Below are 23,786 nucleotides of genomic sequence, written 5' to 3'. Positions count from 1 at the left end.
CGGAACTGGCCCTACTGCGCGTTGAGGTTGAGGTCGTACGTCCGCGCGATCGCATACCGGTAGCTCCCCATCCCGGTCACCCGGATGTTGTCGATGACGGCGTTCAGAGCGTTCGCCGAGTTCCACCAGCCGGTCGTGTCGAACAGGCCGGTCGCGTAGTTGTAGTACTGCATCTGCGCGGTCGCCGCCGCCGTACGCCGGTCGCTCGCGTTCCAGGTCGTCCGCGCCCACGGCGTACAGGCCACGTCCGGGCGGTCAGCTGCCTTGCCGCAGGCGCGGAGAGCTCCGACGCCGTGGTCGGTCCAGTCGTCGACTTTGTACATCTGGGTGCGCCGGCCGGTCTCGCCGGCCGGGATCGCGGTGCTCCCGAGCCGGCTGCCGGATGTCCAGGTCCGGCCGCCGTCGAACGAGCGGTCCAGCCAGACCTCGTCGCCGGGCGACCCGCCCTCGATCGAGGCCCAGCCCATCGCGTCCGCGTCGTCGAAGTGCAGCCGGACGGTCCGGCCGAACAGCGTCGCACCGACCGGGGAGCGGTCGCCGGGGGACAGCGCGGGGTCGCGGGCGTCGCAGTACGTGTTGCAGACGACGGTCATCGTCACCTCGGAGATCGGGGGCGGTGAGAGAGCGATCTCACCGCAGTTTCGTCGCCGTGCGTGATCACGTCAATACACCGAACTCTTGACCTGGTTCGTGCATCGTCCTAGGAAGATCAACGATGAGGAGACGGATGCTGCGGCTGAGGGAACCGATCGGGTACCTGCTCGCCCTGGTGCTGCTCGGCGGCACCGTGGGCGTGGTCGGCCCTGCCCTCGCCGCCGACGGGCCCGACGACGTCTACAGCTACCTCGACGACCCGGGCCGGGTCTCCGAGGGGCAGGTCGCGCCGCACACCAGGCTCTGGCCGTACGCCGACGACGCCTCGGCCGCGCGAGGCGGCGGCGCCGCCGGAGACGCAGGCTCCGGCGCGGACGGCGCGTCCGCCGGTGCCGCCGGTGCCGTCGGTACGCCGTACGTGCGCTCGCTCGACGGCACCTGGAAGTTCCGGCTCTTCGACAAGCCCTCCCAGGTCCCGGCCGGGTTCCAGGACTCCGACGGCGCGGCCTGGTCCACCGTCCAGGTCCCGCACACCTGGCAGAGCGACTTCCTCGACCACCCGATGTTCCGCAACATCCCCGAGGAGGTCTGGCCCGACGTCCCGCCGAAGACCCCGCGCGACGTCAACCCGACCGGCGCCTACCTCAAGACCTTCGAGCTCCCCAGAAACGAGACCGGCCGTCGCCAGTTGCTCAGGTTCGAGGGCGTGACCAGCGGTTACTTCGTCTGGGTCAACGGCAAGTACGTCGGTTACGACCAGGGCGGCTACAGCCCGGCCGAGTTCGACATCACCGGCGCCGCCCGCCCGGGCGCGAACACGATCGCCGTCCAGGTCCACCGCTGGTCGTCCGGCTCCTACCTCGAGGACTACGACCAGTGGCGGTACGCCGGCATCTTCCGCGACGTCTACTCGTACTCCGTCCCCCGCTCACGCGTCCAGGACGTTGCCATCACCACCGACCTCGACGCGTCGTACCAGGACGCGACGCTCAGCGTCGACGCATCACTGGTCGATGCCCACGGCTACCAACTCGCCGCGTCGTTGCGGGACGCAACCGGACACGAGGTCACCAAGCTCACCGGGACGGCGGAGGGAGACGACCTGAAGCTCAGCGGCACCGTGAAGGCCCCGGCGAAGTGGTCCGACGAGGCACCGACGCTGTACCGCCTGGTCCTCACGCTCGCCGACGAGCACGGCCGTGTCGTGCACCGGACCGGCCAGCAGGTCGGCTTCCGCGAGGTCGAGGTGAAGGACAAGCAGGTCCTGCTCAACGGCAAACGGGTCCTGTTCCGCGGCGTCAACCGCGCGGAGACCGACCCGGCGACCGGTCGGCACGTCACCCGTGCGGCGATGGAGCGCGACGTCCAGCTGATGAAGAAGCTGCACGTCAACGCGGTCCGCACCTCGCACTACGAGAGCGACCCGTACTGGTACGAGCTCGCCGACAAGTACGGGCTGCTGATCGACGACGAGGTCGACATCGAGACGCACGCGCACGAGAACTGCCCGAGCAACTGCCTGGCCGACAAGCCCGAGTGGCAGCCGGCGTACGCCGATCGCTTCACCGCGATGGTCGAGCGGGACAAGAACCACCCGAGCGTCGTGTTCTGGGACACCGGCAACGAGGCCGGGCTCGGCGCCGCGCACTTCGCGATGGCTGCCTGGGCCGACGAGCACGACCCGACGCGGCTGCTCTACCACCAGTCGAACACGCCCGACGGCGATGCGCCGTACGCCGACGTCGCCGGGGCTCGTTACCCGACGCCCGCAGCCTTGGAGGCGAAGGCGAAGACCTTCGGCAAGCCGATCGTGATGGGGGAGTACGCGCATGCCATGGGCAACGGTCTGGGCAACTTCGACCAGTTCTGGGCGCTGGCCCGCAAGTACCCGTCGATGCAGGGCGGGTTCATCTGGGACTGGGCCGAGCAGAACCTCGACCAGCCGCTGATCACCACCCCGGACTCCTCCGCGCGCCGGCTGCAGACCTTCTTCGTCGGGAAACCGTCCGTTGCTCCCGGCAACTCCGGTCAAGGTCTGAAGCTTTCCGGACTCGACGACTTCGTCAACGTCTTCCGCGACTCCGTACTGGATGTCGCCGGGCCGTTGACCGTTGACGCCTGGGTCAAACCGGATGTCTGGTCCGGCTCGTTCCCGATCGTCACCAAGGGCAACCAGTACGCCCTCCAGATGCCCAACGCCGGCACGCTGGAGTTCCGCGTCACGCTCAACGGCGCCGAAAAGGCCGTCACCGCGCCGGTCCCGGCGAACTGGCACGACACCTGGCACCGCGTCACCGGCTCGTACGACGGCTCCGTCCTGACGCTGTCGATCGATGGTCAGTCCACCCGCATTCCCGCGGTTGGCACCATCGAACCCACCGTCTGGGAAGTCAACCTCGGCCGCAACGCCCAGCTCCAGCAGGACCAGACCCGCACCCGCCTCGCCCACGGCACCATCGACGCGGTCCGCGTCCTCGCCGGCACCAAGCCGGTGCTGGCCCTCGACTTCGAGTCGACGAAGAGCGAGGGCTCGTTCCCCAGCTTGGGCCTCAGCCTCTCCGGCACCGACGGTGTGGTCAGCACGGACCGCACCCTCCAGCCCGAGACAGCAGAACTCGCCTGGGCGCAATCGCCGCTCCGCTTCACGTCGCCCAAGCCGGGCGTCATCACGGCCGGCAACGAACAGCAGTTCGCCCCGCTGACCTTCGACCTCGAGTGGACCATCCGCGAGGCGGACAAGATCGTCCGCCGGGGCAAATTCCCGATGACCCTCCCACCGAGCTCCAGCCGTACGGTGACCGTTCCAGTGTCCCCGCACCCCACCGAACGTTTCCTGAACGTGGATGCCGGCTCGCTGCAACACGACCAGTTCTCCTTGGGTGGCACTGTCCCGGCCACCCGTGTCACTCCAGGTCGCCCGGCGATCACCGTCACCCCCGGCCGCACCACCATCTCCGGCACCGGCTTCCGCTACGCCTTCTCGAGCGGCCGACTGGTCTCCATGGTTGCCCGAGGCAAGGAATTGCTGAAAGCCGGTCCGACACTCGACGTCTGGCGCCCGCCGACCTCCAACGAGACCTACGACTGGGGCACTGCCGACCGCCTGATCTGGAACAAGCTCGGCCTCGACCGCCTCCAGACCACCATCGGCAAGGTCCGAACCGTCCGCCTGGCCGACGGCCGCATCCAGGTCGTCGTACCGAGCACGGCAGCCGCACCGGGCCACGCGTCCGAGCTCGCCTTCCAGCAGACGATGACCTACACGATCGATGCCGCCGGCACCATCACGCTCGCCCACCAGGTCACTCCCACCGGCAGCAAGCTCTCCACGCTGCCGTACCTTCCGCGTCTCGGCTTCCAGCTCCAGGTCCCCGAAAGCCTCGCCGACTTCGCGTACTACGGTCGCGGCCCCGAAGAGTCGTACAGCGACCGCGCGTCAGGTACCCGCATCGGCGTCTACCGCAGCACGGTCGACCAGCAGTACGTCGCCTACTCCCGCCCGCAGGCCTACGGCAACCACACCGACACGCGCTGGACCACCCTGTCCGACAAGCAGCATGGACTGATGGTGGCCGCCACGCCGGGCGCCTCGGTCGACGTCAGCGTCACGCCGTACGACAGGCTTGATCGCGCCGAGTACGACTTCCAGCTCCCGCTCGTCCGCAACCGCGGCTGGGTCACGCTGCACGTCGGAGCCGCCGAGACCGGCATGGGCGAAACGCCGAACGGCGTGCTCGCGCCGTACCGGATCGATCCGACCAAGGCCCGCACGTACGCCGTGACGCTGCGCCCGCTGTCGGCCGCGGAGTCCCTACTTCATTAGCGGACGGATCGTGTCCCCCGTGGTCAGGTGCGCGCTCACCGGCGAGTTCACCTGACCAGGAAGGGCGATCACCGACCCTGGAATGCTCTGCGCGCCGACCGTCAGCCGATCCACGTTCCGGCTCCCGGCCGCGAGCAGGTACGTCGCACCCGTCGGCGAACGCCAGGCGGTCGTCGCCACCACGTTCTGGTCGAACCGGCTGCAGATCGCCGTGTTCGTCGCGTGCCCGGCGTCCAGCCCCGCCGGGAACAGCTTCACGCTCGCCCAACCGCCGCCCTCCCAGCTGTCCGACCGCGTGCACACCCACGCGCCGTACGTTCCGTCGGGCAGGCGCTGCTCGGCGAAGGTCCAGTTGTTGGCGGCCTTGACGCCCTTGTTCTGCAGGGTTTGCAGCCCGCAGACCGTCCGCGCCCAGCTCACCAGCGCCGCGCCACTCGTCGCCTCCCGCGGGAAGCGCGCCGGGCCGAGCGACGGCGGCGGCATGTAGGTCAGGTGCGCCGGCGACAGCCCGCCCAGGTAGGTCACCAGGAACGCGTGCTTCTCCGCGATCGCTTCCGAGGACCGCAGCTGCAGCGCGGGCCACGACGAGCAGTTCGCGGCCGGCGGCTTCACCGGCGCGGTGATGCCGCCCGCCGACGGCAGCTTGCCGGTCGGCGCGTCGGGCTTCTTCAGGTCCCGCAGCCCGATCTCGGACACCCAGGGCGCGGTCAGGAAGCGCACGCCGTCGGCGTTCTCGCTGATCGCGACGGCGGCCGAGGTGGTCACGTCCGCGTCGTCGGTCCGCGCGACGACGAGCTTGCCGCCGTCACGGTCGCTGTACCGCGCGATGCGCTGGCCGTCGTGGAGGAGCACGGCCGCCGCGCCGTCCACGTCACCGGCGTACAGGAGCTGCGGCGGGACGGCAGGCGCGGCCGTCGGCGCTCCGGCGACGGCCGTCACGCTGGTGCCGTCGGTCCAGGTGTTGAGCGCCCGGGACAGCAGCTCCCGGTCGTTGATCCGGCCGCCGCGCGCCGGCCAGGCGGTGAAGTCCACGCGGGCCGTGTCCTGCCACAACACCTTCGTACGCCGTAGGTCGTCGACATTGAGCCGCTTGGCCTCCAGCTGAGCCACCACCGGCGTCGCCTGAGCGGTCGACTGCCGGCGCCCGGCGGTCAGCGCCAGCGAGGCGAGCAGGACCAGGGCCAGGACGATCGTGACGATGATCGCCACCGCCCGGCCGCGCGCCTTGCGACGCATCAGGTCGGTCGGAGCCAGCCGCACGGCGCACGGATCGAACACCTGCGCGTCCAGCGGCCCTCGGACTCCCGCGACAGCGCTCTCGTCGAGCTCGGCCGCCTCCTGGATCGCCGTCGCCGCGGAGTCGATGCCCGCCGCGCGCAGCTCGCTCTCCGCCTCGGTGACGCCCAGGCGCTCGATCCGGACCAGCGCCCAGGCGGCCCGGGCTTCCGGCGTACAGGCGGACATCACCTGGTCGAGCGCCAGGTCGTCCGCCGCGCCGGAGCGCGGGAACAGCCGGAAGCCCCAGACAGCCGGCAGCAGGCGCAGCGGCGTACGGGCGTGTGCCTGGCGTACGGCGTCGTGCAGCACCTTGCGGCGGATGTACGCCGAGGCGCTGGTCTCGCCGACCAACTGCCGCTCCAGCTTGCGCCGGTCGGGCATCGCCCGCTGCACCACACCGTGCGCCGCGAGCACGCGGCGGTGCCGCCCCAACGCCGACGGGAGGACCAGGTAGGCCAGGCGCACCAAGGCCGGATAGTTCTCCAGCAGTGCCGCTTCGACCTCGGCCGGTCCGACCTCGACCGCTGTCCGTTCCGCCAGCGTGTGCACGTACCCACCACATCTCACATCGACCCCGTTGACCTCATTTCCAACGATCGACGGCTGCTCGCGTCACACGAACTTCTCGATCTGGTCACAGCCGCAGCGTCAGTCGGCCCGGTCACCGGCTGTGGTGGCGGTTATCCTCGCCCCGTGAGCAGCCAGAGCGGGAAGAGCGACGCAGCAAGCCCCAGTGCCGACGCGGTGACCGGCCGCTGGGACGGCGTCGACGTGAACTTCGGTGAGGAAGGTGGTCGCCTCACCTACGGCAGCTACCTGCGGCTGCCGCAGCTGCTCGACCAGCAGCGGCTGGAGTCGGACCCGGTCGCGCATGACGAGCTGCTGTTCATCACCATCCACCAGGTGTACGAGCTGTGGTTCAAGCAGGTCCTGCACGAGGCGACCGCCTCCAGGGACGCGATGCTGTCCGGTGAGCTGTGGCTCGCGCAGCACCTGCTCCGCCGCGTCCACACGATCGAGCGGACGCTCACGCAGCAGGTCGACATCCTGGAGACGATGACCCCGCAGGACTTCGGCGAGTTCCGGCACCGGCTGTCGCCGGCCAGCGGGTTCCAGTCGGTGCAGTTCCGGGAGATCGAGTTCCTGTCCGGCGCGAAGGACCCGTCGTTCGTGAAGCGGTTCCGTGGGCTGACCGAGACCGAGCGGGCCCGGCTGGATCAGCGGCTGGACGAGCCGACGCTGTGGGACGCGTTCCTCGTCGTACTGGAGGGTGCTGGGTTCGCCACTGGCACCGAGGACGAGCTGCGTACCGGTCTGTCGGCTGTGGCCCGCGACCGCGGCAAGTACGGCGCTGTCTGGGAGCTGGCCGAGGCCCTGCTCCAGCACGACGAGCTGGCAGCGGCTTGGCGGGCCCGGCACGTGGTCATGGTCGAGCGGATGATCGGGACCAAGCCCGGTACGGGTGGCTCGTCAGGAGCCGGCTACCTGCGCTCCCGGCTCGACCTGCGCTACTACCCGCACCTGTGGCACCTGCGGACGTCGCTCTAGCTCGAGACGGTCAGCTGCTCCATCTCGACCGTGTGGCCCTCGCCGCACTCGGCCTTGATGGTCACCGGTGCGCCGCAGCCCGCGTGACTCAGCTCGATTGGCGCAGCCGCCACGTGGTGCTCGTTGCTCCACTGAGCCAGGGCGAACACCACCGGCATCAGCGCGTCCCCACTGGCCGTCAGCTTGTACTCGTACCGCTTCCGCTGCCCCGGCTCCTGGTACGGCAGCTTCTCCAGCACACCCTGCTCGACCAGAGCCTTCAACCGCCCCGCCGTGGTCGCCTCGGTCAGCCCCGTCCGCGCCGCGAACTCGTCGAACCGCGTCACGCCGTAGTACGCCTCGCGCAGGACCAGAATCGCCGACCGCGTCCCGATCGCCTGCATGGCCACGTCGATCGGGCAGCGATCACCCAGCGGCTCACTTCCACGCCGGGCCAGGCCCCCGGCCAGTTGAACGTGCATGTCAGCACGGTACCCCCTGACTAACCTCCGCTAGAGCCAGAAGTTCTGCGTTAGTGTCACGCCCCTAACAGGCTCCCGGGAGGCGGCACGTGAAGCTCTACTCCGCAGTGCGAACCCAGCGTTTCTGGCAGGTCTTCGGCGATCTCATGCTCGTCGCCTGGATCACTTTCTGTACGGCGCTGGGCCTGGCCGTCTTCCGCATCACCAACGCCCTCGGGTACCCAGGCCGCAAAGCCGCCACAGCCGGCGACGGCCTCGCCGAAGACCTCCGCAAACTCTCCGAACCAGTAGGCCGCGTCCCCGTCGTAGGCGACGAACTCCGGGCCCCCGTGGACGGCGCCGCCGGCGCAGCAGTCCGCCTCGCCGACGCCGGCCGGGAACAAGCCCACGCAGTAGAACAACTCGCCTACCTCCTGGCCGCGGTGACGATCGGTCTCCCCGTCCTCTTCGCCCTCCTGATCTGGCTCCCCCGCCGAATCCGCTTCTCCCGCCGAGCCACCGCCGCCCAGAAGTTCATCGACAATGCCGCCGACCTGGACCTCTTCGCCCTCCGAGCCATGGCCAACCAGCCCATGCACAAACTCGCCAAGATCTCCGACGACCCCGTCACCGCCTGGCGCAACCAGGACTCCGCGGTGATCGCCCAACTAGCAGACCTAGAACTCCGAGCCACCGGCCTGAAGGCCCCCAAACAACTGACCCCGCCACCCCCCAAGGACCCAGAGCTCACCGAGTAGCCCGCCTACCGCCTACCACTCGACCACTATTTCTGTTTTCCCCCGGCCGCAGCGGCCTCAGCCACAGCGGACCTTCTCGGCCGCTTGCCGCCAACCTCAGCCACAGCCCGCCGTCCCAGCCCACCCGGGCTGCCCGCCACCCCTGGCCTCGCCCGCCACCCCTGCCTCCTCGCCCACCACCCCTGGCTCCTCGCCGACCACCACTTCCGTTTCCCCTCCGGCCGCAGCGACCTCAGCCCAGCGATCCTCCCCGGCCGCATCCCCACCAACCGCACCCACCGCCCGCCGTACCAGCACCACCCTGGCCCACCCGTCTACGCTCTGAAACATGGCAAGGGTGCTACTGGTCGAGGACGACGACGCAATCCGCACCTCCCTGACCAAATCCCTCACCACCGCCGGCCACGTCGTGACCGCCCTCGCCGGCGGCGCAGACGGCATAGCAGCAGTCGCCCGCGACAAACCCGACGTCCTCCTCCTAGACCTAGGCCTCCCCGACCTCGACGGCCGCGACGTACTGGCCATGGTCCGCTCAGTCAGCGACGTCCCCGTCATCGTCGCCACCGCACGGGACGACGACGCCAGCGTGGTCGCCCTGCTCGACGCCGGCGCCGACGACTACGTCATCAAGCCGTTCAGCTCGGTCCAGATCGATGCCCGCATCCGCGCCGTCCTCCGACGTCGTGGCCCTGAGCAACATTCCGAGGCCCTCCGGCTCGGCGCCCTCTCGATCGACCCGCGCAGCCGTGAGGTCACCGTCGACGGCAGCCCGGTCGACCTGACCCGCAAGGAGTTCGACCTCCTGCTCGCCCTGTCCCGCCGCCCCGGCGCCGTCGTCACCAAACGCGAACTGCTCGCCGAGGTCTGGGGCCTGCCCTGGGGCGGCGGCGACCGCACAGTCGACGTCCACCTCTCCTGGCTCCGCCGCAAGCTCGGCGAAACAGCAGCCCAACCACGATTCCTCCACAGCGTCCGTGGCGTAGGCATCAAGCTCGCCGCCCCCGAGACAGGCGGTTGACGATGCGCCGCCGGATCCTGCTGCTGTCCGTCGGGATGACGACGCTGGTCGTGCTCGCGTTCGCCGTACCGCTGACCCTGCTGATGCGCGACGCGGCTGTCGAGAACGCTCTCGAGAAGGCGCAGCTCCGCGTCCAGAACGTCGCGTACTACGTCGGCGACAAGGACCACGCGCCCGACGAGATCTCGGAGTACATCGAAGCCGTCGTCGCCGACGGCCCCGGCCGGATCTCGGTCGAGCTGCCCGACGGCACGCTGCTCGGCGATCCACCACCGGGTGGCGTGAAGAAGCCCGAGTCCGTCCCCGGCGACTACGACTCCGGCAAGAAGGGTCCGCCGAAGGTGTCGACCGCGACGGTCCGCGACGTCGACGGCGGCAAGGCGACCGACATCGACGTCAGCAGGGGCGGCGACCCGGCGAGCGTCTGCCTGTTCCTCACCAACGCCCAGCTGTACGAGGGCCTTGCCCGCGGCATCGGACTCCTCGTCGCCGGCAGCCTCCTCGTCCTGCTCCTCAGCATCGCCGGCGCCGAGCTCGTCTCCCGCCGCCTAGCCCGCCCGCTCGAAGAAACAGCCCGTACGGCGGAACGCCTGGCCCGCGGTGACACCGACGCCCGCGCCCCGACCTCCGGCCCCGCCGAGGTCGCCCAGGTCGGCGCCGCCCTGAACGGCCTCGCCGACCGCATCGACGAGGTCATCGCCGTCGAACGCGAAGCCGTCGCCGACCTGTCCCACCGCCTCCGTACGCCGCTCACCGCGCTCCGGCTCCAGGTCGAAGCCCTCCCGGACCGCGAACGCGCCGAGGAGCTCAACACCCAGGTCACCTCCCTCGAACGCACCCTCACCGCCGTCATCACGGCCGCCCGCCGCCCCCAACGCGAAGGCCGCGTCCCGCACTGCGACGCCGTCGAGGTGGTCCGCAGCCGCGCCGCCTTCTGGGCCCCACTCTTCGAGGACCAGGGCCGCCGCCTCACGCTCGACCTCCCCACCCCACCCGCCGAGATCCGCCTCTCCGCCGAAGACCTCGCCGCCGCCCTCGACGCCCTCGTCGAGAACGTCGTAGCCCACACCCCCGACGGCACCGCCGCCCGCATCACCCTCTCCCGCGAACGCGTAGCCGCCGCCCCCGGCATCCGCATCGTCGTAGCCGACGAAGGCCCCGGCATCCCCCTGGGCGCCGGCACCCGAGGCCGCAGCGACCGAGGCTCCACCGGCCTGGGCCTGGATATCGCCCGCCGCGCCACAGAAGCGGCCGGCGGCACGCTCACCATCCACGGCGCCGCCGTACACCTCACGTTCCTCAGCAAGTAAAGCCCCCACGCGCGCCCCTCCGGCCGCTGGCGCTCCCTCCGCGGCGTGCTCCCACCCACCCTTCGCAACCGCGTGCGGCTGTCGCCGCCAAGCGCGCGTGCTATCGCCCGGAAGCAGGCTGGTTCCGAGGAGGGCGTCGATCACCCGCAGGCATCCGCGCGTGGTCGCTATCGCTGCCCGATGCGACGTTCGAGGTTCGTCGCACCAGCCGTCCCCTCGGCGGTCAGCACCCGCGGATCCAGGCGGCGCTCCGGCCTGGCCGTCGTGCAAACCCACCCGTCTCCACACCCACGAGTCCGTTGGGATTTTCCCAATCGCCCGCTAAGCTCACCTAATGAGCACCATCGGAGATCGAGTCCATCGGACCATCGAGCAGACTCTTCCGACCGCTCGGCAGCGTGACATCGCCGAGGAGATCGGGATGACTCCCGACGCGTTCTCGCGCGCGCTCAACGACAAACGCGCCTTCTCCTCTGTCGAGCTGGCCTTACTGGCCGACCTGCTCGACACGGATCTGCACTGGCTCATCACCGGTCAGGCAGACCCGAACCGCATCAGGATCGCCGCCCGGCACGAGTTCGACCATGCCACCGGTGAGCGAAGAGTCCCCGGTCGTGAGTACGACGACACCGAGCTGGGGAACGTCGCTCTGGCCTACCGGCAGGCCTACCCGAACGCCGAGCACCCCTCCGCGAAACTCCGGTCCTCGGTGGAAGATCTGCGCGCCGCGTTGGGTGCCGACTTCGCGCGCGACTTCGCTGACCGGGTCGAGCAGCGGCTCGACGTCGACGTCGTTCGACTGGCCGGTCTGACCACCGACTACTCGTTCACCATCGGTGGCCGGCAGGTGATTCTGCTGGCAGCGCGGGCGAACTGGTTTCGCAGCAACTGGTCGCTGGCCCACGAGCTCGCGCACCTCGCCCTTCGCCACCATGACGTCGACGACGCCGATGGCAGTCAGGAAGCAGCGGCAAACGCTTTCGCCGCTGAGCTGTTGCTGCCGAAGGCAGCGCTCCGCGGTGTCGACTGGGAGAGCATCAGCCCCGCCCGGTTGGCGCAGTTCGTGTGGAACGCGGGCGTGTCGTGCGACGCGCTCGTCAGGCGTCTCGGGAGTCTCCAGATTTCGCTGTCCGCCAAGGCGCGGCAGCTTCTCGACGGCCCGACGCAGCGGTTGCTCCGGCAGCACCTGGGGGAAGTCGGCGGGCAGGCGGCCCGTAGTGGACCGTTCGCTCTGTCTGTTGACCCGATCACCGAGCGAATGAACGCCTCGGCGGTACGCCGGTTCCCGCTGTCGCTGCAGGACGCCCACGCCCAACGGATCGCGCTCGGCGAGATCGCGCCGGGCACCTTGGCCTGGATGCTGGACAGCGCGGAGGAAGACCTGGTCGTCGACCGGCCGAGCGTCGTGCACCAATCCGTCGACGACCTCGCGTCAGCGCTCGGCCTCTGAGCGCTGACGCATGTCCTTGTTCTTCCCTGACAACACGGTCCTGATCAACTTCACCGTCATCGGCCGCCTCGATCTCCTCGAGGAGCTTGCCAACGGCAACGGTCGGTGGTGTCTCTCGGTCTCTCACGAGTGCGCCAAGTCGGCTCGCGTCGACGGACTGGAGGCGCTGAAGGGCGTCCGGGATTTCTTGGGTGATCCCCTGCAGCCCACGCCTGTCGAGCTGCTGAACACCAGAGTGCTGCGCGACAGCATGGCGTCACCCGGTGAAGCGGCGACCAAGCACCTTGGTGAGGCCGAAACGATCACCATCATCACCAGTCGCGGCATGAAGCCGACGGCCGTCTTCGTCACCGACGACACCAGTGCCCTCGGCCTGGCTGCCCATCAAGGCATCAAGGTGGCCGACACCTGGGACCTTCTGCATCTCGCCGAACGCGTCGGCAAGATCAGCGCCGAGGAACTCCTGCAGTACGTGGCAACTCTCGAGGCCGGCGGGCGGCGCCGGCCACGCCGCTGACCGTTACACGGTTGGTTGATGCGTCAACCTTGCCCTGTAGGATGGTTGACGTGGCGAACGAACCGTGGCTCGGCGACGACGAGCAGAAGGCGTGGCGCAGCTATCTGCTGATGTGGAAGCTGCTGGAGTCGCACGTGGCCCGGCACCTGCAGCGTGAGTACGGGCTGTCCGCGTCGGACTTCGAGATCCTGGTCAACCTCTCGGAGGCGCCGACCGGCCGGATGCGCGCGTTCGAGCTGGGGGAGGCGACCCAGTGGGAGAAGAGCCGGATGTCGCACCACCTGACCCGGATGGAGAAGCGTGGGCTGATCGCGAAGATCGCCTGCGACGCGCGGTACCCGGAGATCTCGATCACCGAGCAGGGTCTGGAGGCGATCCGGGCCTGCGCGCCGGCGCACGCCGCGCTGATCCGTGAGCTGGTCGTCGACACGCTCGGCACCGACCGTCTGGTCGCGCTCGGCGAGGCCGGTGACGAGGTGGCGACCGCGATCGAGAAGCACCGTCAGACCACCTGCCCGCCGGAGGTTCGCGGCGAGTGCTGACCGGCCACTCTGAGAGGTCTTCTCAGCAGAGTCTCAGCAGGACTTGATCAGGCCTTGAGGTTCTCTTGGCGTGCGCCTGAGCCCGTGAGCGCGAAGCTGCGGGCATGGTCACCACAGGAGTCCTTCACCTCGCCCGCACCCGCTGGCTACGGCGCGCAGGTGCCGCCGCGGTCGCGACCGCCGTACTAGGCCTCGGCAGCACCGGGCTGGCGGTCGCCGTACTGGCTGCACGCCAGCCGGACACCTCCAGCGATCCTCAGGCCGCCAACACATCCGGTACGACGAGCAGCAGCCCCAGCGACGACCAGGGCAGCACCGGTGACCAGAGCACCAGCGGACTCGGCCAGGCAGACCAGGACGCCCCGGCGCAAGGCGGGAGCAACGGCTCATGACCGCCACCCGTAGCTGGACCGCCTGGAGCTGCACGGTCCGCCTCACCGTCGAGGATCCTGCCGCACTCTCACCAGCCTGCGGTGCCCTCAAGCTCCTCATGGACCGAGTCGACAAAGCAGCCAGCCGCTTCCGCGAAGACTCCGAGCTCGCAAGGGTCAACGAACGCGCCGGTGCGATGGTCCCGGTCTCCCGCCTCCTGGTCGACCTCGTCGACGTGAGCCTGGTCGCCGCCTCCCTCAGCGGCGGAGCCGTGGACCCCACGGTCGGCGCAGCGGTCGTCGCGGCCGGCTACGACGACGACATCGAGGCAGTCCGCCGCCGCACGGCGCCGGAGCTCATCCCACCGTCAGTCCCGGGCTGGCAGCGCGTGCAGCTCAACCGCAAGCAGGCGCTCGTCGGCATCCCCGAAGGCAGCAGCCTCGACCTCGGTGCGACTGCCAAGGCCTGGACCGCCGACCGCGCCGCACTGGTCCTCAGCAAGCGCCACGAGTGCGCAGTGCTCGTCGAGATCGGCGGCGACCTCCGCGCTGCCGGTACGCCGGCCGAACCCTGGGTCGTCAAGGTCGCCGAACGTGAAGGCGACCCGGCCGTCGCCGTCACCCTCGCCCACGGTGGCCTGACCACCTCCACCCGTACGGCGCGCACCTGGGACACCGAGACCGGCACAGCCCACCACGTCATCGACCCACGCACCGGCCGGCCTGCAGACGGCCCGTACCGCACAGCCTCCATCTGGGCGCCCACAGCCGTCCGCGCGAACACCTTCAGCACAGCGATGATCGCCACCGGCGAAGCCGCGCTGGGCCGCCTCACCCTTGCCCGCCACCCAGCACGCCTCGTCGACGCCGACGGCGAAGTCACCGAGCTGGCCGGCTGGCCTGCAGCGAGCAGGGCCGCCTGATGACCCTCTGGTACCTGGCCCGCGCCGCCGGAGTCACCGCTCTGATCCTCTTCACCGTCGCAGCAGCGCTAGGCCTCCTCGCAGCAGGCGGACGCAGACCGGAGCAACGCTTCTGGCTCCAGTACGTCCACCGCTCAGCCTCCGCGACCGGACTGGTCCTCCTGCTGACCCACGTCGTCGCAGTACTCGCGGATGCCCACGTAGACATCAGTACGTCGGCCCTGATCCTCCCCTTCACCTCCGGCTACCGCCCCTTCGCCATCACCGTCGGAGTGCTCGCCCTGTACGGCGTACTGCTGGCCGCAGTCGTCGGAGCAGCCCGCGGCCGACTGGCCCGCTCCCAGGCCTTCACCAAGCGCTGGCGCTCGATCCACGTCGCCGCCTCTGTCGGCTGGCTCCTGTCGATCGGCCACAGCCTCCTCGCCGGCACCGACCGCGGCACTCCCTGGATGCTCGCCCTCACGCTGACCTGCCTGGCCGCAGTTGGCGCAGCCGCCGCAGTCCGCCTCACCAACCGCACAGCCCAAGCCAGTACGCCGCTCAACCTCGCCCGAGCCGGGAGAACCCGATGACCATCCTCCAGGAGACCCCGCAGCAGCTCCGGGTGATCGGTGAAGCGCGCCTGCTCGCCGGACTCGACAGCGGCCGAGCAGACCTCGCCCGCCACCTCTGGACCCACGGCGAGCAGCCGCAGCTGACCAGAGAGGACTACGCCACCCTCACCGAGGAAGTTGGGCTCAAGGGCCGAGGCGGAGCCGGCTTCCCGGTCGCGCTGAAGCTCGCGGACCTTCCACCGAAGGGCATCGAGGCGGTCGTCGTCAACGGCTCCGAGAGCGAACCGGTCAGCCGCAAGGACCGCCTCCTCCTCAGCCTGGCTCCACACCTGGTCCTCGACGGAGCCACCGGCCTGGCCCGCGCCCTCGGAGCACCTCGGGTCGTCATCGCCGTCCACGACGCCACCGCGGCCGCCTCGCTGCGAGCAGCCGTCGCCGAACGGTTCACCGACGAGGTCGAGCACCGTTACCGCAGCGACGGCCTCGACCTCCAGATCGCCGACGCCCCTGGCCGCTTCGTCGCCGGCGAAGCCCGAGCGGTCCTCAGCATCCTCGCCGGCGGACCGGCGGTCCCGCCCGGACGGCGTACTCTGCCGACCCGCCAAGGCCTCGACGGTCGCCCGACCTTCCTGTCGAACGTCGAGACCTTCGCCCAGCTCGCCGTACTCGCTCGACTCGGCTCCCGCCAGTTCGGCGCCACCGGTCTCCGCAGCGAACCGGGCACGCAGCTCCTCACGGTCGCCGGCGCCGTCCAGCGCCCCGGCGTACTGGAAACGCCCACCGGCATCCCGCTCGACACAGTCCTCCAGTACGCCGGTGCGGAGACCGGTCCGGTTCTCCTCGGCGGCTACCACGGTCGCTGGCTGCCCGAGACCGACGGCGTCACCCTCAGCCGCCCAGAGGTCTCCGCCGGCATCGTCCTGGCTCTCGGCTCAACCACCTGCCCGCTCGGCGAGGTACACCGCGTCGCGCAGTGGCTGGCAAGCCAGTCAGCCGGCCAGTGCGGCCCCTGCCTCTTCGGACTCGGCGCACTGGTCGACGACTTCGCTCGGATCCTCCACGGCGACCCCACCGGCTGGCACGACGCCCAGCGCCACCTCGGACTCGTCCCGGGCCGAGGCGCCTGTGCACACCCCGACGGCTCGGCCCGCTTCCTGGCCTCAGCCTTGGAGATCTTCACCGGCGACCTCGAGAAACACCTGACCACCGGCACCTGCGGCCGCGCCGTACAGGGTGTCCTTCCTGTCCCCGGAGGTACGTGGTGACGGACCACAAGCTCGAAATCGACTGGACTCGCTGCGACGGGCACGGCCTGTGCGCCACGCTGCTGCCCGACGACGTCACCCTCGACGAGTGGGGCTTCCCGGTCCTCCGCGGCCGCCGCATCACTCCCGGTGAGCTGACGAACGCCCGCCGCGCGGCCCTTGCCTGCCCGGCTCTCGCGCTGCGGCTGCAGCGAACCTGAACGAGGCCCGTCCAGCTGTTAAATGTGAGCTGTAAGGCACCCCGAAAGGACCGTCCCGCCATCACACCAGTGACAGAAGTGGACTAATCTCTGGGGGAGGCGCACAACGGCGTGCGCCGGGCGCTGGAGCGCCGAGATCACGCGCGTGGAACGGTGGGGAATGCAGAGCAAGCTGGACGTCCAGAAGGCCGACGTGCTCGCCAAGGCAGTGGCTGCGGGAGCGCACGGACACGACAAGTCGGTGGACCCCGAGAAGCTGAGGAGCTTCCTGGAGCGGTACTACCGGTACGTGGCTGCCGAGGACGTGGCCGAGCGCCAGCCGCAGGACTGCCTGGGCGCGGCCAAGCACCACTACAAGTCGGCCACCGCGCGCCCGCAGGGCACGGCCAAGGTGCACGTCTTCACCCCGACGGTCGAGGAGCACGGCTGGTCGGCGAACGGCCGGACCGTGGTCGAGATCGTGGTCGACGACATGCCGTTCCTGGTCGACAGCGCCGCGATGGTCGTCACCGACCGCGGTCTGGAGCTGCAGCTGCTGATCCACCCGCAGTTCGTCGTACGCCGTGACGTCGCCGGCACCCTGCAGGAGGTCCTGGACGACGCCAGCTCGGCGGACGCGCACGACCTGGTGCGCGAGAGCTGGATGCACCTCGAGGTCGAGCGGATCGCCGACCCGGCCGAGCACCGCGAGCTGGAGAAGGCGCTGCAGCGGGTCCTGGGCGACGTCCGCGAGGCCGTCGAGGACTGGCCGAAGATGCACGAGAAGGCCGTCGCCATCGCCGACGAGCTGACGGACCCCACGACGAACCTGCCGGTCGGCGCGACCGAGGTCGAGGAGGCCCGCGAGCTGCTGGAGTGGCTCGCCGACGAGCACTTCACCTTCCTCGGCTACCGCGAGTACGCCTTCACCATGCGCGGCGACCAGGGCGTGCTGCGCGGCGTACCGGGCACCGGCCTGGGCATCCTGCGGCCCGACCCGGCCCAGGGCGAGAACGCGGGCCTGCTGCCGCCGGAGGTGAGCGCCAAGGCCCGCGAGAAGAAGCTGCTGATCCTCACCAAGGCCAACTCGCGCTCGACGGTGCACCGCTCGTCGTACCTGGACTACGTCGGCATCAAGTCGTTCGACGAGAACGGCGAACCGGTCGCCGAACGCCGCTTCATCGGGCTGCTGTCGTCCACGGCGTACACCGAGAGCGTCATGCAGGTCCCGGTGCTGCGGCGCAAGGCGCTGGAGCTGTTCCGGCTGACCGGCTTCGACCCGAACAGCCACAGCGGCAAGGGCCTGCTCGACGTCCTGGAGACCTACCCGCGCGACGAGCTGCTGCAGGCGCCGGTCGAGGACCTGCTGCCGATCGTGCAGTCCGTGCTGCACCTGCAGGAGCGCCGCGCGGTCAAGCTGTTCGTACGGCGTGACGTCTACAACCGGTACCTGTCCTGCCTGGTCTACCTCCCGCGCGACCGCTACACCACCGCGGTCCGGCTGAAGATGCAGCAGATCCTCAAGGACGCGATCGGCGCCGACTCGGTCGACTACGCCGCCTACGTGACCGAGTCCGTGCTCGCCCGGGTGCACTTCGTGGTCCGGATGAAGCAGGGCGAGACCGTCGGTGAGTACGACTCCGAGCTGCTCGAGCAGCGGGTGGTCGAGGCGACCCGTGCCTGGCAGGACGACTTCGCCGTGGCGCTGCACGCACTCGGCGGTGACGGCGCCGTCACCCGGCTGAACACCCAGTACGCCGGTGCGTTCCCGGAGGCGTACAAGGAGGACTTCGACGCCCGGGTCGCGGTCAAGGACGTGGTGATCCTCGACAAGCTGCCGGCCGACAACGGGCTGGCGATGTCGCTGTACTCGCCGATCGACGAGGAGTGGGAGGGCGAGCGCCGGTTCAAGGTCTACCGGACCGGGTCGCCGCTGTCGCTGTCGCAGGTCCTGCCGCACCTGACCCACATGGGCGTCGAGGTGATCGACGAGCGCCCGTACGAGATCCGCCGCCCCGGCGGTACGGCGTACATCTACGACTTCGGCCTGCGCGCGCCGGGCGAGGCCGAGGAGCGCGAGGAGCTGCGCACGCTCTTCTCCGACACCTTCCGCGCGGTCTGGGAAGGCCGGGCCGAGTCCGACAAGCTCAACGCGCTCGTCCTGCGCGGCAACCTGAGCTGGCGGCAGGTCTCGATCCTGCGCGCCTACCAGCGCTACATCCGCCAGGGCGGTACGCCGTTCAGCCAGGACTACATCGAGAACACCTTCCTCAACCACGTCGACGTGGCGAACCTGCTCGTCCAGCTGTTCGAGGCCTGCTTCGACCCGGCCCGCGGAGCCTTCGACGATCCGTCCCGGCGGGACTCGATCTCCCAGCTGGACAAGGAGATCGGCGCCGCGCTGGACACGGTGAAGAGCCTGGACGAGGACCGGATCCTGCGGTCCTACCTGACCGTGATCAAGGCGACGCTCCGGACCAACTTCTACCAGCCCGGACCGGACGGCGCGCCGCGCGGCTACATCAGCTTCAAGCTCGAGCCGAAGGCGATCCCGGACCTGCCGCAGCCGCGGCCGGCGTACGAGATCTTCGTGTACTCGCCGCAGGTCGAGGGCGTGCACCTGCGCTTCGGCGCGGTCGCGCGCGGTGGGCTGCGCTGGTCGGACCGGCGCGAGGACTTCCGCACCGAGGTGCTCGGCCTGGTCAAGGCGCAGATGGTGAAGAACTCCGTGATCGTGCCGGTCGGCGCGAAGGGCGGCTTCTACGCCAAGCAGCTGCCCGACCCGCTGGCCGACCGCGACGCCTGGCTGGCCGAGGGCATCGCGTCGTACAAGACGTTCATCTCGGGGCTGCTCGACATCACCGACAACATCGTCTCCGGCTCCGTGGTGCCCCCGCGCGACGTCGTCCGGTACGACGGTGACGACGCGTACCTGGTCGTTGCCGCCGACAAGGGAACGGCGACGTTCTCCGACATCGCGAACGGTGTCGCCAAGGAGTACGGGTTCTGGCTCGGCGACGCGTTCGCCTCCGGCGGCTCGGTCGGCTACGACCACAAGGCGATGGGCATCACCGCCCGTGGCGCGTGGGAGTCGGTCAAGCGGCACTTCCGCGAGCTGGGCCACGACTGCCAGAACGAGGACTTCACCGTCGTCGGCGTCGGTGACATGTCCGGTGACGTGTTCGGCAACGGGATGCTGCTGTCGGAGCACATCCGGCTGGTCGCGGCGTTCGACCACCGGCACATCTTCCTGGACCCGACGCCGGACGCCGCGTCGTCGTTCGTGGAGCGGCGCCGCCTGTTCGACCTGCCGCGTTCGTCGTGGGCCGACTACGACACCGCGCTGATCTCGGCCGGTGGTGGCGTCTACCCGCGCACCGACAAGGCGATCCCGATCTCCCCGGAGGTCCGCGAAGCCCTTGGTCTGGAAGGGAATCCGGCGACGCTGACGCCGGCCGAGCTGATGCAGGCGATCGTCAAGGCGCCGGTCGACCTGTTCTGGAACGGCGGCATCGGCACGTACGTGAAGGCGGCGTCGGAGACGCACGCCGACGTCGGCGACAAGGCCAACGACGCGATCCGGATCAACGGCGCCGACCTGCGCGCCCGGTCGGTCGGCGAGGGCGGGAACCTCGGGTTCACCCAGCTCGGCCGGATCGAGTACGCCGCGGGCGGTGGGCGGATCAACACCGACTTCATCGACAACGTGGCCGGCGTGGACACCTCCGACCACGAGGTGAACATCAAGATCCTGCTCGACAAGGTGGTCGCTGACGGTGACCTGACCGAGAAGCAGCGCAACGACGTGATCGCGTCGATGACCGACGAGGTCGGCGCGCTGGTCCTGAAGAGCAACTACCGGCAGAACATCGGCCTGGCCAACGCGACCTCACAGGCCGCCGCGCTGATGCACGTCCACCAGGACTGGGTCCGCCGGCTGGAGCGCCAGGGGCTGCTGGACCGGGAGCTGGAGTTCCTGCCGAGCGTCGCCGAGTTCAAGCGCCGCAAGGCCGAGGGCCGCGGGCTCACGTCGCCGGAGCTGTCGGTGCTGATCGCTTACACCAAGATCGTGCTCGAGGCCGAGCTGCTCAAGACCCCGCTGCCGGACGACGACTTCCTGTCGCACAAGCTGGTCAGCTACTTCCCGCGCGCGATCCAGGAACGCTTCGCCGAACCGATGAAGGCGCACCAGCTGCGCCGCGAGATCATCACCACCCAGGTGGTCAACGAGTTCGTCAACTCCTCCGGCATCACCGCGTTCCACCGGCTCTCCCTGGAAACCGGCGGCACCGCCGAGGACGTCGTACGGGCGAACCTGGCGGCCTCCCGGATCTTCGCGCAGCCGGACCTGCTGGCGCTCAACGCCGACCTCGACAACGTCGTCGACGCCGAGACCCAGACGCGGATGCGCCTGGAGACCCGCACGCTGGTCGAACGCGCCACCCGCTGGCTGGTCAGCAACCGGCGCCCCCCGATGGACATCGCCGAGCTGATCGAGTTCTTCACGCCCGGCATCTCCAAGCTCGCCACGGCGCTGCCCGAGGTCCTCCGGGGCCGCGAGCTCGCCCTCTTCGAACAGCGCCGCCAGGCTCTGGTCGACAAGGGCGTCCCCGCCGACTTCGCCACCCGGATCGCCGTCCTGCCTCCCGCGTACGCCGGCTTCGGCATCGTCGAAACCGCCGAACGCGACGACCTGGACATCCTCGAGGTCGCCAAGGTCCACTTCGCCCTCGGCGAGCGCCTGCAACTGGGCCGCTTCCTGGAGCGCATCGTCGCCCTCCCGCGCACCGACCGCTGGCAGACGATGGCCCGAGCCGCCCTCCGCGACGACCTCCACGCCGTCCACGCCCGCCTCACCGCCCAAGTCCTCGCCACCACCGACCCGACGGCCGAACCCGAGGACCGAGTCATCTCCTGGCAGGACCAGAACGACGCGGCCCTGTCCCGAGCTGCCTCCATGCTCGAAGAAATCGTAGAAACCGAAGGCCCAGAACTCGCCCACCTCTCGGTAGGCCTCCGCCTGGTCCGAACCTTGATGGTCAACCAGGCCTAGTACTTCGCGTTGTGGGTGGGTGGACGCAGCCTCACGTCCACCCACAACCATCCAGTCTCCTGCTGACGGACTGACTCCTGGAGGAGCGGTGATGCACCGAGCTCGCGTGGGCCTGGCTTGCTTGATCGTGTTGCTGGCAGCGGGCTGTGGCTCCAGCGCACAACAACCGGTCGCGGATCGGACGGTTGCTGCAACGCCCTCACCGACCGCTCGGCCGGCAGCGAACGTGTGTGAGCGGGTTCGCCCGACCTTGCCCGGTGACTGGTCGGTCGAGATTCAGCAGCCGCTGGTCAATCCGGTCGCCGACTCCTGCTGGCTCACCAGCACCACCGACCCGAAGAACCGGTACCGGATCGCAGTCGGGGTGTTGCCTCTGACCAAGCAGGACATCGCCGACTTTCGGAAGTCTTCGGAGCGCCGGCTCAAGGAGGACCGGTACGCCGCCAGAGCCGTCGACGCCGGGATCGGCGAGAACTCGTGGTCGGTGAACCCGGCTGCAGAAGGACCGTGGCTGGTCTTCTTCAGCGGCGGAAGGATGGTCAGAGTGGCCCAGGAGGCCTACGGGCCGGGGCAGCTCGCAGCGATCACTGCTGTTGCCAGAACGATCAACACCCTGCCCGGCGGTGTTCCGGCCGGTCCGAAGATCGTCGGCCGTCCGGAGTGCGAGCCGGCGACCGCGGCTGCGGAGAAGGTGCTGAGTGGGAAGGCTCTGGCCCGTCGGGACGCGCTCGTCGACGGAGAAGTCATGTGTCTGTGGGCGTCTGCGCGCGCGGGTGTCGTCGTTGCCGGTGGTGGACCGGCCTCCGAGGCAGCGACGGACTTCGGCCTCTTGAAGTCCACCAGCACCAACCCGGTGCCAGAGGCACGGCGCGTCGATGTTGGTCAGGAAGGCTGGCAGCACGACAGCGGCTATCTGGTGTACCGGATAGGCGAGGACCGGTTCGTCACCATCACTCCGTCATCGCTGACGGCGGAACAGTCCGCTGCCGTCGTTGCCCTGGGTCAAGCGACCATCCCGATCTACAACCGCTGAACCGACCCTGTGCGCTGAATCATCCGTCCAGGCCGCTACACCACGGCGTCCCCGCCTCGGCCGTCACTGACTACGTCGGGGCAGCCACCCGCCTACCTCGGCCGCTTGTTCCGCCGTACCCGCCTGCGGCTTGTTCCGCAGCCGTACCTGTCTGCGGGCGGGCAGCGGTTTCCTCCGCAGCACTTCCTGCGTTGCGATCTGTGCTCTGCTTGTTTGTCAGCGGTCCGAGACGATGACTTCTACTGAGTACTGGTCGGCTCGGTAGCAGTGGTCGCCGAACTCTACGGGGGAGCCGTCGGCGTCGTAGGCGCTTCGGGTCATGGTGACCAAGGGTTCTGCCTTGGACATGTGGAGGGTTCGGCGTTCTTCGGCGGAGGCGTTGCGGGCGCCGATGCGTTGGCGGGCGACCGTCGGCCGGATGCCTCGGGCGCGGAGGACGGCGTACAGGCCCTCGGTGGTGAGTTGGTCCTGGGTGAGGTCGTCCATTGCCGGGGGCAACCAGTTGCGCATGATGGCGAGTGGGACGTCGCCGGCGTAGCGGAGGCGGACGATGGCGACCAGTGGCGTCCCCGGCGGCAGGCCGAGGGCCTCGGCGGCTCGGTCGTCGTGGGCTGCGCAGTTGAGCGAGAGGACCTCGGTGCGCGGTGTGCGGCCTTCGCGTTCCAGGTCGTCGTACAGGCTGGTGAGCTCGGCCTTGCGGTGGACCATCTGGTTGGCGACGGTCGTACCGATGCCGCGGCGACGGACCAGGAGGCCCTTGTTGCCCAGCTCGGAGATCGCTCGCCTGACGGTCGGCCGCGACAGGCCGAGGCGGTCCGCCATCGCGATCTCGTTCTCGAAGGGGTCGCCGGGGTGCAGGGTGCCGTCGGTGATGGCAGCCGTCAGCTGCTCGGCCAGCTGGTGGTACAGCGGTACCGGGCTGGTCCGATCGATCTGAATCGGCAGGGCGGCCATGGCCGGATGTTACAGGAGACAGGTATGTATGTCCCGACGTGAAAATGTGCTTACAAACTATTGACTCTCCTCGCTCGGCCCGGAAGGCTGGACCGCGGCAACCGGCGTCGTGCGCGACTGCGGTCGCGCCCGCGGACGGGGTCCTGCACGGATCCGGCCCGGGGGAGCTGCGTACG

19 protein-coding genes are annotated in these 23,786 nt (G+C 69.6%); 15 read left to right on the top strand and 4 right to left on the bottom strand.

Going from position 1 to position 23,786, the window contains the following annotated elements; translation table 11 throughout:
* Nucleotides 1–11: 11 nt before the first annotated feature.
* Nucleotides 12–599 (bottom strand): hypothetical protein, encoded by a 588-nt coding sequence (locus ACLQ2O_RS39105; protein WP_425842542.1) that lies wholly within the window; start codon nt 597–599, stop codon nt 12–14.
* 116 nt (nt 600–715) lie between these two features.
* Here ACLQ2O_RS39105 and ACLQ2O_RS39100 point away from each other — a divergent pair, with 116 nt between their 5' ends.
* Nucleotides 716–4,417, top strand: a complete 3,702-nt coding sequence (locus tag ACLQ2O_RS39100; RefSeq protein ID WP_425842541.1) for a glycoside hydrolase family 2 TIM barrel-domain containing protein — start codon at nt 716–718, stop codon at nt 4,415–4,417.
* Here the strand turns inward: ACLQ2O_RS39100 and ACLQ2O_RS39095 are convergent.
* Nucleotides 4,406–6,244 carry a hypothetical protein gene (locus ACLQ2O_RS39095; protein WP_425842540.1) on the bottom strand — a complete coding sequence of 613 codons (1,839 nt, stop codon included), beginning with the start codon at nt 6,242–6,244 and terminating at the stop codon, nt 4,406–4,408. The two genes, ACLQ2O_RS39100 and ACLQ2O_RS39095, sit on opposite strands and share 12 nt — an antisense overlap.
* 144 nt (nt 6,245–6,388) lie before the next feature.
* Here ACLQ2O_RS39095 and ACLQ2O_RS39090 point away from each other — a divergent pair, with 144 nt between their 5' ends.
* Nucleotides 6,389–7,243, top strand: a complete 855-nt coding sequence (locus ACLQ2O_RS39090) for a tryptophan 2,3-dioxygenase (protein ID WP_425842539.1) — start codon at nt 6,389–6,391, stop codon at nt 7,241–7,243.
* Here the strand turns inward: ACLQ2O_RS39090 and ACLQ2O_RS39085 are convergent.
* Entirely contained in the window at nt 7,240–7,704 is a 465-nt protein-coding gene (locus ACLQ2O_RS39085; RefSeq protein ID WP_425842538.1) for a winged helix-turn-helix transcriptional regulator, read from the bottom strand. The two genes, ACLQ2O_RS39090 and ACLQ2O_RS39085, sit on opposite strands and share 4 nt — an antisense overlap.
* Before the next feature lie 89 nt (nt 7,705–7,793).
* Between ACLQ2O_RS39085 and ACLQ2O_RS39080 the strand changes: the two genes are divergently transcribed.
* From ACLQ2O_RS39080 to ACLQ2O_RS39020, 13 genes are all read left to right on the top strand, one after another.
* Complete coding sequence (locus ACLQ2O_RS39080; RefSeq protein WP_425842537.1) at nt 7,794–8,441, top strand: hypothetical protein; 648 nt, start codon at nt 7,794–7,796, stop codon at nt 8,439–8,441.
* 328 nt (nt 8,442–8,769) lie between these two features.
* Nucleotides 8,770–9,459, top strand: coding sequence for a response regulator transcription factor (locus ACLQ2O_RS39075; protein ID WP_425842536.1), 690 nt, complete (start codon nt 8,770–8,772; stop codon nt 9,457–9,459).
* A 2-nt stretch (nt 9,460–9,461) separates the two neighbouring features.
* Complete coding sequence (locus ACLQ2O_RS39070) at nt 9,462–10,769, top strand: sensor histidine kinase (RefSeq protein WP_425842535.1); 1,308 nt, start codon at nt 9,462–9,464, stop codon at nt 10,767–10,769.
* Between the two features lie 334 nt (nt 10,770–11,103).
* On the top strand, nt 11,104–12,219 hold the full coding sequence (locus ACLQ2O_RS39065; protein ID WP_425842534.1) for an ImmA/IrrE family metallo-endopeptidase: 1,116 nt from the start codon (nt 11,104–11,106) through the stop codon (nt 12,217–12,219).
* A gap of 10 nt (nt 12,220–12,229) precedes the next feature.
* Nucleotides 12,230–12,736, top strand: a complete 507-nt coding sequence (locus ACLQ2O_RS39060; protein ID WP_425842533.1) for a hypothetical protein — start codon at nt 12,230–12,232, stop codon at nt 12,734–12,736.
* 41 nt (nt 12,737–12,777) lie between these two features.
* Nucleotides 12,778–13,278 (top strand): MarR family winged helix-turn-helix transcriptional regulator, encoded by a 501-nt coding sequence (locus ACLQ2O_RS39055; RefSeq protein WP_425842532.1) that lies wholly within the window; start codon nt 12,778–12,780, stop codon nt 13,276–13,278.
* 104 nt (nt 13,279–13,382) lie between these two features.
* Complete coding sequence (locus ACLQ2O_RS39050; RefSeq protein ID WP_425842531.1) at nt 13,383–13,670, top strand: hypothetical protein; 288 nt, start codon at nt 13,383–13,385, stop codon at nt 13,668–13,670.
* Nucleotides 13,667–14,572, top strand: coding sequence for an FAD:protein FMN transferase (locus tag ACLQ2O_RS39045; protein WP_425842530.1), 906 nt, complete (start codon nt 13,667–13,669; stop codon nt 14,570–14,572). Before ACLQ2O_RS39050 ends, ACLQ2O_RS39045 begins: the two co-directional genes overlap by 4 nt.
* Complete coding sequence (locus tag ACLQ2O_RS39040; protein WP_425842529.1) at nt 14,572–15,144, top strand: hypothetical protein; 573 nt, start codon at nt 14,572–14,574, stop codon at nt 15,142–15,144. Before ACLQ2O_RS39045 ends, ACLQ2O_RS39040 begins: the two co-directional genes overlap by 1 nt.
* A complete protein-coding gene (locus ACLQ2O_RS39035) occupies nt 15,141–16,391 on the top strand; it encodes an NADH-ubiquinone oxidoreductase-F iron-sulfur binding region domain-containing protein (protein WP_425842528.1) in 1,251 nt (416 codons plus the stop codon). Before ACLQ2O_RS39040 ends, ACLQ2O_RS39035 begins: the two co-directional genes overlap by 4 nt.
* Complete coding sequence (locus tag ACLQ2O_RS39030) at nt 16,388–16,591, top strand: ferredoxin (protein ID WP_425842527.1); 204 nt, start codon at nt 16,388–16,390, stop codon at nt 16,589–16,591. The genes ACLQ2O_RS39035 and ACLQ2O_RS39030 overlap by 4 nt, the downstream gene beginning before the upstream one ends.
* A 160-nt stretch (nt 16,592–16,751) precedes the next feature.
* Complete coding sequence (locus ACLQ2O_RS39025) at nt 16,752–21,623, top strand: NAD-glutamate dehydrogenase (RefSeq protein WP_425842526.1); 4,872 nt, start codon at nt 16,752–16,754, stop codon at nt 21,621–21,623.
* A 226-nt stretch (nt 21,624–21,849) separates the two neighbouring features.
* The gene (locus ACLQ2O_RS39020) at nt 21,850–22,656 is read left to right on the top strand and encodes a hypothetical protein (RefSeq protein ID WP_425842525.1); all 807 of its coding nucleotides are present in this window, start codon (nt 21,850–21,852) and stop codon (nt 22,654–22,656) included.
* 216 nt (nt 22,657–22,872) lie between these two features.
* On the opposite strand, the gene ACLQ2O_RS39015 is transcribed toward ACLQ2O_RS39020, so the two are convergent.
* Nucleotides 22,873–23,610 (bottom strand): GntR family transcriptional regulator, encoded by a 738-nt coding sequence (locus ACLQ2O_RS39015; protein ID WP_425842524.1) that lies wholly within the window; start codon nt 23,608–23,610, stop codon nt 22,873–22,875.
* Between the last annotated feature and the right edge of the window lie 176 nt (nt 23,611–23,786).

It is taken from the genome of Kribbella sp. DT2, from assembly GCF_049844575.1.
Lineage (GTDB): Bacteria > Actinomycetota > Actinomycetes > Propionibacteriales > Kribbellaceae > Kribbella.
Note: the sequence above shows the minus strand (reverse complement) of the source record. Positions and strands in the feature narration are given on the sequence as shown.